Consider the following 14,137-nt stretch of genomic DNA (forward strand, 5'->3'; position numbering starts at 1 on the left):
AATTGGCTGTAATTTTAGACATGGCGTTTAGATGTTTGGTTAACTATCAAAGTTACTGTAGCTATCCTGCTTGCAGAATAGACTACTACCGCTCTAAACGCCTACTTTATATAGCATAAGGGCTTGGTAAGCAACTGGGTGAATCCAGGAGAAAAAACAGTGGTGCGAGCGAAGAACAGAATCGTGTTCGGGCTGGCGGATGATCAACTGGTATGATCTGAAACAATCACCCATTTCCCATTTATTTTTTTAAACAGCAGCGTGAAATGTCCACCCACATCACCGGCCTCGCGGGTGAGCTGCCATTTGCCAACTATCATCCAATAGTTGGGAGCTAATGGCAGAAAATGAAGTAGATCAAATTTCAAACTGCCCATTTTTGCCTGGGAATTATAATTGGTTTTATATCGGCGAAGGGTATTGGCATGGCCATAGGTAACCCCGCTTGCTCCGATAAAAAGCAGGGAATCGGAGTTCCAGTAACCATCCATGAAAGCATCAATATCACCTTTGTTCCAGGCGGCTTCCTGAGCAGATAATACTTTACGGATTGCCAACTCATCAGTATGTTGAGCAAAACTGTTAGTTGAAAACCCAATCAACAGTATACAAAGCAGAAATCTCATGGAAATTATTTTTGGAAAGGTAGAGATCGATCCCGAATCAACAAAATGGTTCAACTGCTGTTATTTTGCAGTTTAGAAGCATATGAAAAAGATTTATCACCTTGGAAATTGTGACACCTGCCAGAAAATACTGAAGGAAGTAGGTGCAGAAAAAAAGAAAGTCCAGCTGCAAGAAATCAAAACGGAACCAATCACCGAACACCAACTGGACCAGATGAAAGAATTGGCCGGGAGTTACGAGGCGCTCTTTAGCAGGCGAGCAATTAAATATCGAAGCATGGGGCTTCATGAACAAACGCTGACTGAAAAAGATTATCGCCGACTCATCCTGGAAGAATACACTTTTCTAAAACGTCCGGTTGCCATTGTTGGAAAACAAATTTTCATTGGCAATACCAAGGCAGTAGTAGAAAATTTAAAGAACGCATTATAGTACCGCAGCATCGTCATTGAAGAGTCGAATCACAAACAGACTTAGATTTCTGTATGGCGGAACATATTCGGCAAACAAGTTGCGGGTTGCTTCTGATTTGCTGAACTGATCGTTAAGTTTGGTCCAGAAATCCGGCCAGTAAACATCCTGTTCCTGTAATAAAAGTGCATTCAACTCCTGGATCATAGGGTCGTTAATCAGTTTGGAACCGATTTGTTTGGTAGCAACAATCTGGGCCTCCGGACTTTTACCTGCCACAGTCAAAAGGTTTTTATACCCGCCACAGGATCCTAAAATAGCGAGTTTCATATAGGGCTGAAGGTATCCCAATGTAGTAGGCAGGTGATAACTGTGGCCCCGGTGAATGATGATCCCCGGTTTAATATTTTGACGGGTCAGGTATTCGAGCAATTGTTGTTGGGCCTTCTCATCCTCCCGAAAAGTATGATCAAGGGGAAGATTAGCATATATATTAACCGGCTGCATGGATTTTTTAGAGCAGATTTCTATCCACTTAGGGAGTCTCGCAATTTCCCAAATGGATGTATCCCGGAACAGCTGCAAAAAATTAGAAAAACTAGCCTTGCCGTCTTCATCTCCATAAAATAAAACGAGCTGATGAATCACCTGGTCTGAACCCATGATCGATTTCAGCGAAAGCAGTTCATAGTTACCCAACCGGGCAAAAAGTTCCTGCCTGGAAGAAGGATTATTTGCTACCTGGTAAATCTGATCCAGTATTTTGTAAAGACGAATGCCATAAAAATTATCGGTATTCCTGCATCGCCGCAGGTTTTCCTCCAGCAATTCACCCACGATCGTATTAGCAAGTGAATCGGATGATAAACTGATAAACGCATCAGCCACATCCATCGCTTCCTCCAATCCGCTTTCTCGATCTGACTCAATACCCGAGACAAATCGCGATAAGAGTAGTTTCCGCTCTGCTTCCGGCATGTTTGCCAGATAATCTCCGAGTACGTTATAATGAGAGCAGATCCTGATAAATTTTCTAAACTGGTCATAGGCCACCATTTCCATCAGGCTATCTGACCGGCCAGCCGGAACCTGTTGCATCATACGTTTGTAGATTCCCAGAAAACTGGAAGTATACAATTCGTCTTCTCCGGTGGTAATCAAGTAATACAAATCAATAGTGCGTAAGGGCTGAATACTCGCAAATCTTGTAGCCTGACCATTCTCATGCAGATCATTGATTGGCTTGATATAAAAAGCCATGGCCTTATCGTGTAGAGCAGCGCGGAGAGCGGGCTGCATTCCGACAGAAGGGCCCGCAGGTTTCGATCTTCGTATTTCCTGAATGGCATCCACCAATGTTTGGTAATACCCATTAACGTTAGAGCTCCTAAGCATTAGCAGGCTATCTGCTGTGTATTTTTTTTCAACAAGTCCGGATGCAAAATGAGCCAGTTCCCCCACATTACGATTACCAGCCATATTTACCAATTCCCGAATCAGCGGGTGGGAGGAGTTTCTGATATAGGTAGCGAGTGGTGTTTGTTGTTGATTGATGTATTGAATCAGTTTTAGGGGAATTCGTTCGGCAATAAATACAAGTGCTGTGTCTTTGTAAGGAAAATCGGGTCTTCTCTCAAGAAAAGGAAAAAGATTTTCTACTCCAACTGCCACCCTCCTAACATCAGCCAGTTGTTGAAGTCGTTTTCCCACAGGATACAACCGAAACGCATCTGCCATCAATTGAGTTCTTTTAGCGCCAAAACCTGCCATAATTCCCTGCAGAGGAAGGTCATTTACCACTGCATTTGCTATTTGAGGAAATTTTTCGAGCGCATATGGGATATCGTACACATCGTATTGCTGTTGCTGAAGGCTCGCCCGAAGTGTTTGTAAAAAATACCGGAGACTGGTAATGCTGTTGATCCGTTCTTTGGGTTTACTTTCTTCCCTTTCTGAGAAAGCAGCCTGTAAACTATCGATGGTAAAGTAGGCGAATTCTCTAATCCGGATTCTGATTCCCTCTTCTCCTCTGAACTGATTGAGAAATTGCCTGTACTGTATCTGTTCAGCATCCAACAGTGCATTTGCCTCTGACAGGTTAGCCTGAGCACTTGTGAACAGGGTAAAGGAAAAAAAACAGCATATAAATAGTAAAATTCTCTCGCTACGGCTCATGTTTAGATTTCAGCCTCAAGTTACGCTGAAAAATGCATACCGCCTGCTACTGGGCAAACTGGAGCAGAATTCCGGATACCGCTTCGGACGGTCCGAATGCTTCCAGTAATTGCTGGTAATGATTGGGGTTGATTTTTTCAAAATGTGTGGCTTTTCTGGCTTCTGTCCAGCCAGCTCGCAGTTGTTCAATTACTTGAGGATTATTCTGGTGTACGATTAACAAACAAGCCACCAGTTTTTCCTGTAGTGCAACAGGAAGGCGGGTATTTACCAGTGCCGGGCCAAGCGGTATCTCAGGTGATACGACAATCTCCCGGAGTTCACTTTTAAAACCGGGATTTTCCTGAAGAAAAACTTGAAATGCATCCTGGCCCATTGCAGCCAGATCAGCGCTTGCATTAACAACTGCTTCCACCGCTGCTTTGTGCGTTCCGGCATATTGGAGTGATTTGAATTCCTGCTCGGGATTTGAAAGCGTTCTATTATTCAAAAGCAATCGGGGCACCAGGTTGCCCGAGGTAGACCCAGGTGCTACAAGTGCAAGCCTGATTTCAGCACTTTTGTCTTTTAGCTTAGTCCAGTCGATAGTTGAATTGGTTCTTGCTATGAAGGAAGTCTTGTAGACATCCCTGGTACCTTTTGGAACAACCCAGGTAACCGGAGCCCACATAGGATGTTTCTTTTCAGAAGCAGAAAGTAACAGATAGCCAAACGTATTGATAAAGCCAAGGTCAACTTCCCCCATTTGAAGCGCTGTGATAAACTCGGGTACGGACTGATAAGAGTGAATCTCTACCGGGATTCCTATTGTTTTCTCAATATGATTTGCCAATGGTTCAAGATTCGCAATCCGATTGTTCGTGTCATACCGGTAAGTAGCCAATCTAAACGCTTGAGCATTTCCTTCTGTAATCAGAAATAACAGGAATAAAAAGAGACTGGTCCGTATCATGGAACAAATATCTAATAGCAACTTAAATTGTAGTGAAAGAAAACGGTTCTCTGGTTCTATTATAATTTTAAAGGCCTATACTAAGGATTGCCTCCAGTTGATTTGAACCAATACCCCTGGATAATTCTTCTACCTGGATTTGCTGATTAACACGATAGATTTTTTGTGCAGTCAACTGATAAAATATTTTTTTGCCCTGCACCATTTCAATAGGCTTTTCAATAATGAGCGGATCTTCAGGTCCTGGGTAGCTGGTCAATTGACGGATGGGCACCAGCGTATCCCAAATCCTTACAGGCATTGCATTTTCTAATTTGGTCTGATGAATAGATAGCCGTATGCCGGCATCCTTTGACAGCGGTTGTTCCTGCCTCATGCGCGGGTCAGAAAAAATTTTAAACTGTACGAGTCCGGCCACTGGTTTTGGGTTGGATGGCAGTGGAGGTGGGCTGACTGATTTATTGCACGACATCATTAATGCGCATGCAAGCACAAATGGTAAAAGGTTCATGATGGATAGGTAAAATGGTTAATGGATCTACGAGATGAGCAACACTATGGTTCATTTCGTTGCATGATTTCGACGAAATTTTCAGTTTTCACAATTGTCGCCGATGATACCGGATTAAACACCACTCATCCCAAAGACATTCGTTTTTACTACCGCGATCTGTCAGGATATAAAATCACCTTGTTTATGAAAAAAATGAGTCAGTTCCTGATGGTTTTAATAGCCGGCTGTGTTGTTTTCAGTAGTTGCCGTAAAAATGATGACGGCCCCTCTTCTCCAACACCTTTACCTGAAAACATGAAATGGGTTAAAAAAGTGGTAGCCGGGCCGAATGACTATTATAGTTACACGTATTCAGACCAAAAAAAGCTAGGCAGCTACACATCCAAATGGGTTTTTTCACCTGAAGGCCCAATAATCCGTACCTACGAGGTTTCTTATCAATACCAGGATGGTAAAGTCAAGGAAGCAGTAACTCAAAGTGGTGGGAAACAGTTGTTTTTTTATAAAAACAATCAGCTGGACCGATCAGAATTCTATTTTCCCAATGGCGAAAAATATGCTGACCATCAGTATATGTATAACAACATCCAGCAGTTGACGGAAATTATTGAAACGATTGTTGAGCCCATTGAAGTAAGCCAGGTTCGAACTCAATTGTTCTATGATTCAAAGGGAAACCTGACAAAACGTGTGAATCAACAAAAAATGAAAGGAGCCAACCAATTCCAGTTAACATCCACTTTACTGGTTGAGCAGTATGATACTAAATATCATACGATTCCAGCTGAAATTTGGGGTCAATTTTTACCTGGATTAATCCTCCATCGTAATAATCCTATACGATTCAAAGAATTATTACCCAATGGAACTGTTCATCAGATTATTCATATGAGTTATGAATATGATGCTAATGGATTCCCAACTGCCCGGATACAACACATTGAGATGAATGGCCAGCATAAGCCCTCGATACGGTATGATTACGAATATTAAGCTTTCTACCATTCATCCCCCAAAAACAACAGTTCATTAACAAATACCTTGCAGGTATTCTTATCCAGTAATAGCTTTGCAGTATCAAACCTGATTTTATGAAATTATTCTATTCACTCGCAGTTTGCCTGATTTTGTTATCAGGTTTGGCTGCAAAAGCTATTCTTCAGCCAATAGAGCCTCCGGGAGGAGCAACAACTACAGTAATTCCGCTTAAAGAGAACAAAGTACAGGCAGCAAAACTTTCCTGGGTTAAATCCAAAATGGAAAGCCATTGCTGCGGTAAATGCAGTTGATTATTCTTCCACAATCCTGAGTTTCGCGTAATTCAACATGATCTTTTTTTCCCCGTTCATTTCAAACTGAACAGTTGCGATAGGGTTGTGTGCGCTTCCTTCCATTTTTAATACTTTCCCGAAGCCAAATTTCTGGTGTTCTACTTTTTGTCCGGCTTGCAAATTGGATGTATCACTTGGAATAAAATTTGCAGATGGCGTATGTTCCACAACTTTGGGAGCAGCTTTTGGTGGAATATAAGATGGCACCGTATCTTTTCTTTTTGCCGGTGGTGGTCCGTATAATTTTTCTGCCTGTTCGGTGGCGCCAAATCCCCTCATGCGGTCAAATGCTGAGCCTTGTGTATAACTTGCCCCCTGGTTTCTGGAACCTCCCCCGGCAAAAGTCCGATCCAGGTACTGGTTAGGAATTTCATCAATAAACCGACTGGGTTCGTTCTGTTGCAGTTGCCCGAATTTATACCGGGTATTTGCGTAAGTGATCCAGAGTTTCTGTTTGGCGCGGGTGATAACTACATAAAAAAGCCGGCGCTCCTCTTCCAATTCTTCTCTTGTGTTGATACTCATTGCATTGGGAAATAACATTTCCTCCAGTCCGGCTGCAAACACAACCGGAAATTCCAGTCCCTTTGCTGCATGGATGGTCATCAATTTAACAGTATCTGCATTCGGATCTTTTTCATCCGCATCGGTCAGGAGGGTGATTTGCTGTAAATAGGCAGCTAATCCCTTGTCGCCCACTTCCCCTTCATCATTGCTGGGAGTCTCCGTGAATTCCTTGATAGAGTTAAGTAATTCCTGGACGTTTTCATAGCGCTGTAATCCCTCAACGGTTTTATCATTGAACAATTCCTTTACGATATTGGCCTGTTTACCCACATGAAAGGCAACATCATAGGCATTTTTAAAAGCCAGCATACTTTGGCAACCTTTGATCATGGTTACAAACTGTTCGATAGCCTCAAGGGTACCCGCTTTGAATCCGGCCAGCGAGGCATTTTCCAGTACTTCCCACATCGTAATATTATGGGTATTGGCCATCAGCAAGATTTTATCGATAGTGGTTTTGCCAATCCCCCGAACCGGATAATTAATAATTCTTTTGAGCGCTTCTTCATCCCGGGTGTTTACAATTAACCTCAGGTAGGCGACAAAATCTTTAATTTCTTTTCGTGCATAAAAGCTTACTCCTCCGTACATTGTATAAGGAATCCCCATCCTGCGCAAACTTTCTTCAAAAGCCCGGCTTTGTGCATTGGTACGGTATAAAATAGCGAAATCCCGGTTGCTGAAATGATTACGCAACTTTTGTTCCTGGATAGTATCTGCAACAAATTTCCCCTCGTCGTTATCTGTCATGGTACGAACCAGCCGGATCTTTTCTCCCTCCCCATTTTCCGTCCATAGTTCTTTAGGAATCTGACCTTTGTTGTTATTGATTACTTCATTCGCAACATTCAGGATGCTTTTTGTACTGCGGTAATTCTGTTCCAATTTGATCACTTTTACATCATCGTAATCTTTCTGAAACTGCAGAATATTCTGAATAGTGGCACCCCGGAAGGAATAAATTGATTGCGCATCGTCTCCCACTACGCAAACATTTTCGTGGGCCGCTCCCAGCAGTTTGATGATCTCATATTGTGCAGGGTTGGTATCCTGGTACTCATCAATCAGGATATACCTGAATTTATGCTGGTATTTATGAAGCGATTCCGGAAAATGTTTCAGTAGCTCATACATTTTGATCAGCAGGTCATCAAAATCCATTGCCCCGTTTTTAAAACATCTCTTGGCGTAGGCAGCATAGATCTGTGCGATGGCAGGCCGGTTAGAGCGACTGTCTTCCTGCTGTATATAGTAATCCTGGGCATATTCAGCCGGACCAACCAGTGCGTTTTTGGCGGAACTGATTCGATTGAATACAATATTCGGCTTGTAGAGTTTGTCATCCAGGTTTAGTTCGTTAATTACTGTTTTCACCACAGATTTAGCATCATCGGTATCATAAATGGTAAAGGAGTTGGGATATCCCAGATGATGTGCTTCGCTTCTTAAGATGCGGGCGAACACGGAGTGGAAGGTGCCGACGTAGAGATTTCTCGCATCCGAATTTCCAAGGATTTTTTCAATCCTTTCTTTCATCTCCTTTGCTGCTTTATTGGTAAACGTGAGGGCCAGAATATTGAAGGCATCAACCCGATGGAAAGACATCAGGTGTGCGATCCTGGTGGTTAACACCTTGGTTTTTCCACTACCCGCACCTGCTACAATCATAAGGGGGCCATCTTTATGTAAAACAGCTGCTCGCTGTTGTTCATTTAATCCGTTCAGGTAATCTTGCTTCATCAAATTCGGGCGGCGCTTGTTTAGACGATCGAAAGATCCAGCGACAAGCCTGCAATTTACATAGAAATGGCCCCATGCGGAAAGCGTGTTTTCCCCAGCTTCCCTCACCCGTCCGGTGGCACCGGACGGGTGAGGAGCTAGGGGATCTGGATTCCAGTGCGGCGGGCTTGTTCCCGGAGGATCTTTTCCATTTCAGTGGCCAGCGTCTGTTCAACTGAGCCCGTTTTTTTGGCTTTTTCGGCAAGGATGAATTTTTCACGCTGAGCCTGAATCAGTTCCAGTTCTTTCTGTATTTCTTTTCTTTTGGCGGCGAGCGACTCAATATAGGCTTTGATTTCAGCCCTTGATTTGGATATTATTGATTCGGGGAGGGCGGATGGCGCTACCTTGTTATAGAACTGGGGGTCTGCTTCCTGTGCATCTACCAGGTCCCACTGGGTGTTGGAATAGAGTGATTTTTTCCCTTTCACAACTACCCTTTCTGCTGCGGCCGACTTACTCATAGCGTAATTCTGCGCATCTGCTTCTTCCTGTTTGACCTTGCTTTCGCGGCCCAGTTGTCCATACCCAATGTAGGTTGCATTCAGGACTTTGTTTAGTTCAAATAAGCGATCATCGTATGGAGTAGCTACCAGGTCAATAGCCGCGTTGGAGTTGATATGTGTAAAACTTCCGTTACCGCACTCAGCGCCAAGGTTCCAATGCTCATTTAACCCCTGCAAGCGATCACCGCAATAAATGGTGTTTACCACTACCTGTTTTTGTTTTGCAATAGCACAGGCTTTTGTGAAAGGGAGATTGCCCTGTAAAAAATCTTCATTCCCTGCAATGAAAATCACTTTGTAATGATCGGGGCCGTCCTCCCATTTCAAATCATTCAGTGAGTTGTACATAACCTGCCCGCAATATTCATCGCCACCCATGGTAGTCAACCGGAACAGTTGTTTAGAAACTTCATCCAGGTCTGTTGTGAAAGGCGTAATCTGTTGGACATATCCTGCTGAGGGCTTATTGGAGGAACGGCCGTATTCATACAATGCAATCTCGATTTTAGGCGTATACCCATCACAGTTGGACTTTCCAAGCAGGCTCACCATGTTCCAAAGCTGGGCCTTTGCCTGAGAGATTAGGCCGTCCATGCTATTACTCACATCCAGCAGGATGGCCACCTGAATTTTTCGGGCAGATGGAGGCGCTGATATTCGTTTCGGATTGTCATTTACCGGGTTTGCAGGAATTGGTGTTCCGTTGGATTTAATGCGGGTTGATTCACTGGCAGCGGACGCTGTTTTCTTCCGCGATTTTGTTGAATTACCTACGGATGAATAAATAATTCCGGTACAAAGCAGTAATCCTCCTGCCAGGAGGCTGCTTTTGATTAAGCGTGTTGGCATGGTAATGGTTTTCCGTTGAGATGACGCAATCGGAAAATTTTCACACAGTCAGCACTCCCTTTACAGAATGTTTAACACCCTTTGATATAACGTTCAATGATGCCTTGCAGCCCTGGAGCATCTTACCCGTCCGGTGCCACCCGTCCGGTGCCATCAGAACGCCCCGAGTTCCGCTGCAGAAATGTAATTATCCTCCACGGAAGACTTCCCGATAAATCGGAAATACCTGCAGTTGACAGGTTTTGTAAGTTGTATCACCTGCTCAATTGGATTGGCTTTAATATTGGCAAATTCCCCGGAAGCTACGCTTGTCCAGGTCTTTCCGTCGGGGCTTACCTGCCATTCGTATTGCCCAACCACCCCCCATGATCCGCCTGTGCGTGGCAGGTAGGTAAATGCCTTAATGGTCTGCGCTTTGCCCATGTCTACCACTATTTCCTGGGGAGGTGGACTCATTTCCCGTTCATTGTTCCAGGTGTACCAAAGAGTGGAAGGATCGTTGTCAATAGCATGAAGGGCCGCACCTTTCGGATCTTTGCTTTCTGAAGAGGCAGACACCACTTTCCAACCTCTTTTATCCATTGCTCCGGTAGCCACAACATTTCCATAGGAAACGCTTGGAAGCTCATCGGGTTCTTTAAAAATGCCAATATCACTCAGTGCAATACTCACCGGAGATTGAAGGATCCGAAGCCGCAGCTGGTGGGTGGTCAGAAAAGAGGGTAAGCGGACTAGCCGGTTGGCGCCAATACTTGTAGCCTGCGCCACTTCTTTCCAATTATCATTTTCTTTCACGTCAATGGCTATGCGCTCAATCCGTTGACCAAGCTGGATATTCTCGCGTATCCGGATAATATTAAATGTTACCGGTTCTTTCCAATCCAGCAAAAGTTCCGCTGAAGTAACACTATCATCTGTTGCCCAATAAGAATAGCGATCCTCATCGGTTAGAAACTTCACGCCAAATTGTTTGTTTGCGTTACCGCGTGTATTGCTGGCTGTTAGTTTGGCAGTAGTTGCAAGATTATTGGAAAAGGTTTCAGTCAGCAGCTTTCCAAATTTGGCCAGGGACTCCACATCATTATCATGAAGTAAACCGCGTGTATCCGGAGCAAGTCCCAAATCCAGTGCTCCACCTCTGCCGACGCTTTTAAAATAAAGATCAAATAATTGCGCCGGGGTTTTAACGCGGTGGTCCTGATCGGGATGATAAAACCAGCCTGGCCGCAACGGTACATCACATTCAGCAGGCTTCCAGTATTTGCCATTTCTGGTTCCTTCCGGTGATAACCAATATTTCAGTTCGCCCGGTGCGGCTACGGCTTTTCCATCGACCGGTTCCGGGGTAAAGGTAGCCCAGGAAGTTTCGGCAGCATGACCTTCCTCATTACCCACCCAGCGCACATCCCCCATATCATTGAAGATAACTGCACCAGGCTGAAGATCCCTGACCAGTTGCCAGGTTGTATCCCATCCGTAATAAGTGGTACGGTCAATATTCCTTTTTTCCCGGGCACCGCCATAATAGCCGTCTCCGCCATTAGCCCCGTCGAACCAGGTGATAAAAAGATTTCCGTAATTGGTGTAGAGCTCACGTAGTTGTTCGCGAAAAGCTGTTACATATTCATGTGATCCATAAGTTGGAAAATTGCGATCCCACGGTGAACAATAAACGCCAAATTGCAGTCCCAGTTTTCGGGCTGCATTTTCAAATTCCTTAACCATATCTCCCTGACCATTTTTCCAGGGGCTTTTGCTGATATTATACGGTGTGGTTTTGGTTGGCCATAAAGCAAACCCATCATGGTGTTTGGCAACCAGGATCAATCCTTTAAATCCTCCGTCGGCGGCAGCTTTTACAATCTGGTTGGCATCAAATGAAGAAGGATTAAAACTGGCAGGATCCGCATCGCCATAACCCCATTCCTTATTTTCAAAAGTAGTAGGCGTAAAGTGTACGAGTACATATGTCTCCAGTTCCTGCCAGCGTAGTTGGCGTTCTTCGGGAAGTACACCATAGGGAGCAGGAGCAGATAATTGAGGAGAGCTTGAACAGGCAGCAAAAACTGCCGCAACACATATGGTTGAGATATTCCGATACAGAGTCATACGACTGGTTTACCCAACGAAATTCAATCATTCTGTTTTTTAGCGGCACCTGCATATCAACCGATGCTGCAATTAAATTCACCCTGACCGGACTACTTCTTTGACTGTTTTTCTGTGATTTTAAATTGCCGAACAGCCTCCTTTTGCTGTGGGGGGTCAATATCAGTTCCTGGAGCTTTTGCCTGAAGATCCACTATTCGTTCAGCCTTTATCTGCCTCCACTTTTCCTTCTTGGGTTGCCAGGCCAGCAGAACCCAGGCTTCGTCTTCTTGTTTTAATGCTACCGGCAAAATCGAATATGTTTTATTGTCTTCTCCCTTATTCTGGCTGAGCGTTAGGCGAAGGATCTTTTTCTCATTGATTGCTTCCGTAAGCTGCGAAAGCCATTCCGCACCCGCGGTACCATGTACCGGAGGAATATATACCGATTTGTCGTCCCCGGCCCGGGTTTTCAGCAAATCCAGGATAAAGCCCGCTTCCTGCATGTACTTACAATAGCGGAAGAAATTCCCCAATTGCCCTTCCGGCATTTCCTCCAAATGATACTGATTGGTACTTGCATCATATGAAATCCGGATTCCCAGTTCAGACCGAAGCGATTCCAGTAAACGTTGAAATGTCCTCAAACTCAAATCACAACCCGCTTGTTGAAGGGCGTTCATTAATTCTTCCCGATTGGCACCTACAGTTTGCTGAAGGTGATGAACCAGGGTATAATACGGCAGAATATAGTCCCGGGGCGACATGGGTTTGGGTTTATTCTGAAATCTAGCCAAAATTTTGGAAATTCCCGCTCAACCAAGCAAAGGCCTGGTTGTTGCAATTCAATACAAAGAACTAATCAGACAATATGAGCAATTCACTAAGAACAAATTCAGTAGTTGCAGCTATCTCGATGGTAACCGTATTGGTAGTAAATTCACTTGCAGTTCTGTTACCCATCAACCAGATGAGTACCGGCGCCATTTCGGATCTTTACCCAAATTATTTTGTTCCTGCAGGATTCACTTTCAGCATCTGGTCAATTATTTACCTGTTGCTGCTTTGCTTTTGCGGTTATAGTATCTGGTATGCATTTAGAAAAACCGAAAACCGATCGCTGGAATCCATGCTATCCAAATTGTTGGTTTATTTTATTGTAACCTGCATCATCAACTGCAGCTGGATTTTTTTGTGGCATTACCTGCAGATTCAATTATCCCTGGTCGTGATGCTGGCATTTCTGGTTACGCTTGTTTTGATTTATCGCTTGCTGCTTGAGCATCGATCTGGTTTTTCCGGCGCCAGTTATTTTTTTCTGCAGGTACCTTTCAGTGTTTACCTTGGATGGATCAGCGTTGCTACCATTGCCAACACAACGGCCCTTCTTGTGCATAGCGGTTGGGAAGGAGGATTTTTGTCACCTGTAAGCTGGGCAGCTATAATGATGGTTGTGGCAGTAGTACTGGGACTTCTTTTCTTGCTTAAATGGAAAGATTCAGCCTATGCATTGGTAATCTGCTGGGCCTTGTACGGAATATATTTTAAACAAAATGAGGAGCCCTTACTAGCGAGAACAGCCGCTACAGGAATTGGGATTTTATTGATTGTGATATTTTATCAGGCATGGAGAAGGATCAAAAAAAGTCCCGGGTTATAAACCCAGGACTTTTGCGTCGACTGCAAATTTTGTGGTAATGCTGACATCCAGATCATCTGTAAGTAGTTTGTCCGTAGTCAGCCTTGTCTTGATAATATAAGTTCCTTTTTTGAGGTAATCAGTTAATTGAACATCTGCTGTTTTCAGTAGCAGGGTTGCATTGATCTGATCGGTAATGTCCGTTTCGAATGCGATTTTGGTTTCCGGCAGTTGGTCTGCATCTATAAACACTTCAATGTCTTTCAAAAAATCCCAGCTTCTTCCAAAAGGCTGAGTAATCACCATTCTGAATTCCTGGAGTTTAACCGACTCCAGCATTTCTGCTTTGGTATTATTGAATGTGAGTTCGCGACTAGCTTCAGAATATACAGGAGGAGTATACAAATCATATGGAAGCAGTGTGGCGGCACCTGCTTCAATTTTTAATTCGGTACGATCAGTTACTGTAAACTGGGTCAGCTTATCAACCTTTTCACAGGCGCCTAAACCGAATGCGGCCAGGGACAGCACTGCAATGATGCGTTTCATGGGCAGGGATTTTACTAAAGATCATAACGGGGGCTGCCACTCCTTTAGTATCCTGAAATGAAGGCTGTCTCCCTACTTTTCGATGAATGAACCGTTTCCAAAAGCAAACAACCCCGTTTTTGGCGGGGTTGTTTGTTTTATCTAAAGTTT

Annotated in this window: 13 protein-coding genes; 4 read left to right on the plus strand and 9 right to left on the minus strand. The window is 44.0% G+C overall.

The annotated features are described in order from the left end of the window. Nucleotides 1-203 precede the first annotated feature (203 nt). Complete coding sequence (locus MD536_RS20315) at nt 204-626, minus strand: YybH family protein (protein WP_239603541.1); 423 nt, start codon at nt 624-626, stop codon at nt 204-206. Nucleotides 627-708: 82 nt separating this feature from the next. On the opposite strand from MD536_RS20315, the gene MD536_RS20320 reads away from it, so the two are divergent. After that, nucleotides 709-1,059 (plus strand): arsenate reductase family protein, encoded by a 351-nt coding sequence (locus MD536_RS20320; protein ID WP_239603543.1) that lies wholly within the window; start codon nt 709-711, stop codon nt 1,057-1,059. Here the strand turns inward: MD536_RS20320 and MD536_RS20325 are convergent. The 3 genes from MD536_RS20325 to MD536_RS20335 all read right to left on the minus strand — a co-directional run bounded on the left by MD536_RS20325 (nt 1,054) and on the right by MD536_RS20335 (nt 4,541). Beyond that, a complete protein-coding gene (locus MD536_RS20325; protein ID WP_239603545.1) occupies nt 1,054-3,213 on the minus strand; it encodes a hypothetical protein in 2,160 nt (719 codons plus the stop codon). The genes MD536_RS20320 and MD536_RS20325 overlap by 6 nt on opposite strands. 46 nt (nt 3,214-3,259) lie before the next feature. Next, nucleotides 3,260-4,165 carry a phosphate/phosphite/phosphonate ABC transporter substrate-binding protein gene (locus MD536_RS20330; protein WP_239603547.1) on the minus strand — a complete coding sequence of 302 codons (906 nt, stop codon included), beginning with the start codon at nt 4,163-4,165 and terminating at the stop codon, nt 3,260-3,262. A gap of 67 nt (nt 4,166-4,232) precedes the next feature. After that, nucleotides 4,233-4,541 carry a hypothetical protein gene (locus tag MD536_RS20335; protein WP_239603549.1) on the minus strand — a complete coding sequence of 103 codons (309 nt, stop codon included), beginning with the start codon at nt 4,539-4,541 and terminating at the stop codon, nt 4,233-4,235. A gap of 198 nt (nt 4,542-4,739) precedes the next feature. Between MD536_RS20335 and MD536_RS20340 the strand changes: the two genes are divergently transcribed. Both MD536_RS20340 and MD536_RS20345 read left to right on the plus strand, forming a co-directional pair. Continuing rightward, a complete protein-coding gene (locus MD536_RS20340) occupies nt 4,740-5,672 on the plus strand; it encodes a hypothetical protein (RefSeq protein ID WP_239603550.1) in 933 nt (310 codons plus the stop codon). A gap of 98 nt (nt 5,673-5,770) precedes the next feature. Then, the gene (locus MD536_RS20345; RefSeq protein ID WP_239603552.1) at nt 5,771-5,968 is read left to right on the plus strand and encodes a hypothetical protein; all 198 of its coding nucleotides are present in this window, start codon (nt 5,771-5,773) and stop codon (nt 5,966-5,968) included. Here MD536_RS20345 and MD536_RS20350 read toward each other — a convergent pair whose 3' ends face one another. From MD536_RS20350 to MD536_RS20365, 4 genes are all read right to left on the minus strand, one after another. Then, the gene (locus MD536_RS20350) at nt 5,969-8,317 is read right to left on the minus strand and encodes an ATP-dependent helicase (RefSeq protein ID WP_239603553.1); all 2,349 of its coding nucleotides are present in this window, start codon (nt 8,315-8,317) and stop codon (nt 5,969-5,971) included. 137 nt (nt 8,318-8,454) lie between these two features. After that, nucleotides 8,455-9,711: a vWA domain-containing protein gene (locus MD536_RS20355; RefSeq protein WP_239603555.1), complete on the minus strand. Its 1,257-nt coding sequence runs from the start codon at nt 9,709-9,711 to the stop codon at nt 8,455-8,457. Between the two features lie 153 nt (nt 9,712-9,864). Next, nucleotides 9,865-11,820: an alpha-L-fucosidase gene (locus MD536_RS20360; protein ID WP_239603557.1), complete on the minus strand. Its 1,956-nt coding sequence runs from the start codon at nt 11,818-11,820 to the stop codon at nt 9,865-9,867. Nucleotides 11,821-11,912: 92 nt separating this feature from the next. Continuing rightward, complete coding sequence (locus MD536_RS20365) at nt 11,913-12,566, minus strand: WYL domain-containing protein (protein ID WP_239603558.1); 654 nt, start codon at nt 12,564-12,566, stop codon at nt 11,913-11,915. 104 nt (nt 12,567-12,670) lie between these two features. On the opposite strand from MD536_RS20365, the gene MD536_RS20370 reads away from it, so the two are divergent. Next, the gene (locus tag MD536_RS20370) at nt 12,671-13,459 is read left to right on the plus strand and encodes a TspO/MBR family protein (protein ID WP_239603560.1); all 789 of its coding nucleotides are present in this window, start codon (nt 12,671-12,673) and stop codon (nt 13,457-13,459) included. Here the strand turns inward: MD536_RS20370 and MD536_RS20375 are convergent. Next, the gene (locus MD536_RS20375) at nt 13,454-13,987 is read right to left on the minus strand and encodes a hypothetical protein (protein WP_239603562.1); all 534 of its coding nucleotides are present in this window, start codon (nt 13,985-13,987) and stop codon (nt 13,454-13,456) included. The two genes, MD536_RS20370 and MD536_RS20375, sit on opposite strands and share 6 nt — an antisense overlap. Nucleotides 13,988-14,137: the final 150 nt, after the last annotated feature.

The sequence above is a fragment of the Flavihumibacter cheonanensis genome, assembly GCF_022352215.1.
GTDB classification, from domain to species: Bacteria; Bacteroidota; Bacteroidia; order Chitinophagales; family Chitinophagaceae; genus Flavihumibacter; species Flavihumibacter cheonanensis.

Excerpts from the sequence above, each read along its gene's own strand:
- MD536_RS20315 (WP_239603541.1), bottom strand. The coding sequence starts at position 626 with ATGAGATTTCTGCTTTGTATACTGTTGATTGGGTTTTCAACTAACAGT.
- MD536_RS20320 (WP_239603543.1), top strand. The coding sequence starts at position 709 with ATGAAAAAGATTTATCACCTTGGAAATTGTGACACCTGCCAGAAAATA.
- MD536_RS20325 (WP_239603545.1), bottom strand. The coding sequence starts at position 3,213 with ATGAGCCGTAGCGAGAGAATTTTACTATTTATATGCTGTTTTTTTTCC.
- MD536_RS20330 (WP_239603547.1), bottom strand. The coding sequence starts at position 4,165 with ATGATACGGACCAGTCTCTTTTTATTCCTGTTATTTCTGATTACAGAA.
- MD536_RS20335 (WP_239603549.1), bottom strand. The coding sequence starts at position 4,541 with ATGAGGCAGGAACAACCGCTGTCAAAGGATGCCGGCATACGGCTATCT.
- MD536_RS20340 (WP_239603550.1), top strand. The coding sequence starts at position 4,740 with ATGATTTCGACGAAATTTTCAGTTTTCACAATTGTCGCCGATGATACC.
- MD536_RS20345 (WP_239603552.1), top strand. The coding sequence starts at position 5,771 with ATGAAATTATTCTATTCACTCGCAGTTTGCCTGATTTTGTTATCAGGT.
- MD536_RS20350 (WP_239603553.1), bottom strand. The coding sequence starts at position 8,317 with ATGAAGCAAGATTACCTGAACGGATTAAATGAACAACAGCGAGCAGCT.
- MD536_RS20355 (WP_239603555.1), bottom strand. The coding sequence starts at position 9,711 with ATGCCAACACGCTTAATCAAAAGCAGCCTCCTGGCAGGAGGATTACTG.
- MD536_RS20360 (WP_239603557.1), bottom strand. The coding sequence starts at position 11,820 with ATGACTCTGTATCGGAATATCTCAACCATATGTGTTGCGGCAGTTTTT.
- MD536_RS20365 (WP_239603558.1), bottom strand. The coding sequence starts at position 12,566 with ATGTCGCCCCGGGACTATATTCTGCCGTATTATACCCTGGTTCATCAC.
- MD536_RS20370 (WP_239603560.1), top strand. The coding sequence starts at position 12,671 with ATGAGCAATTCACTAAGAACAAATTCAGTAGTTGCAGCTATCTCGATG.
- MD536_RS20375 (WP_239603562.1), bottom strand. The coding sequence starts at position 13,987 with ATGAAACGCATCATTGCAGTGCTGTCCCTGGCCGCATTCGGTTTAGGC.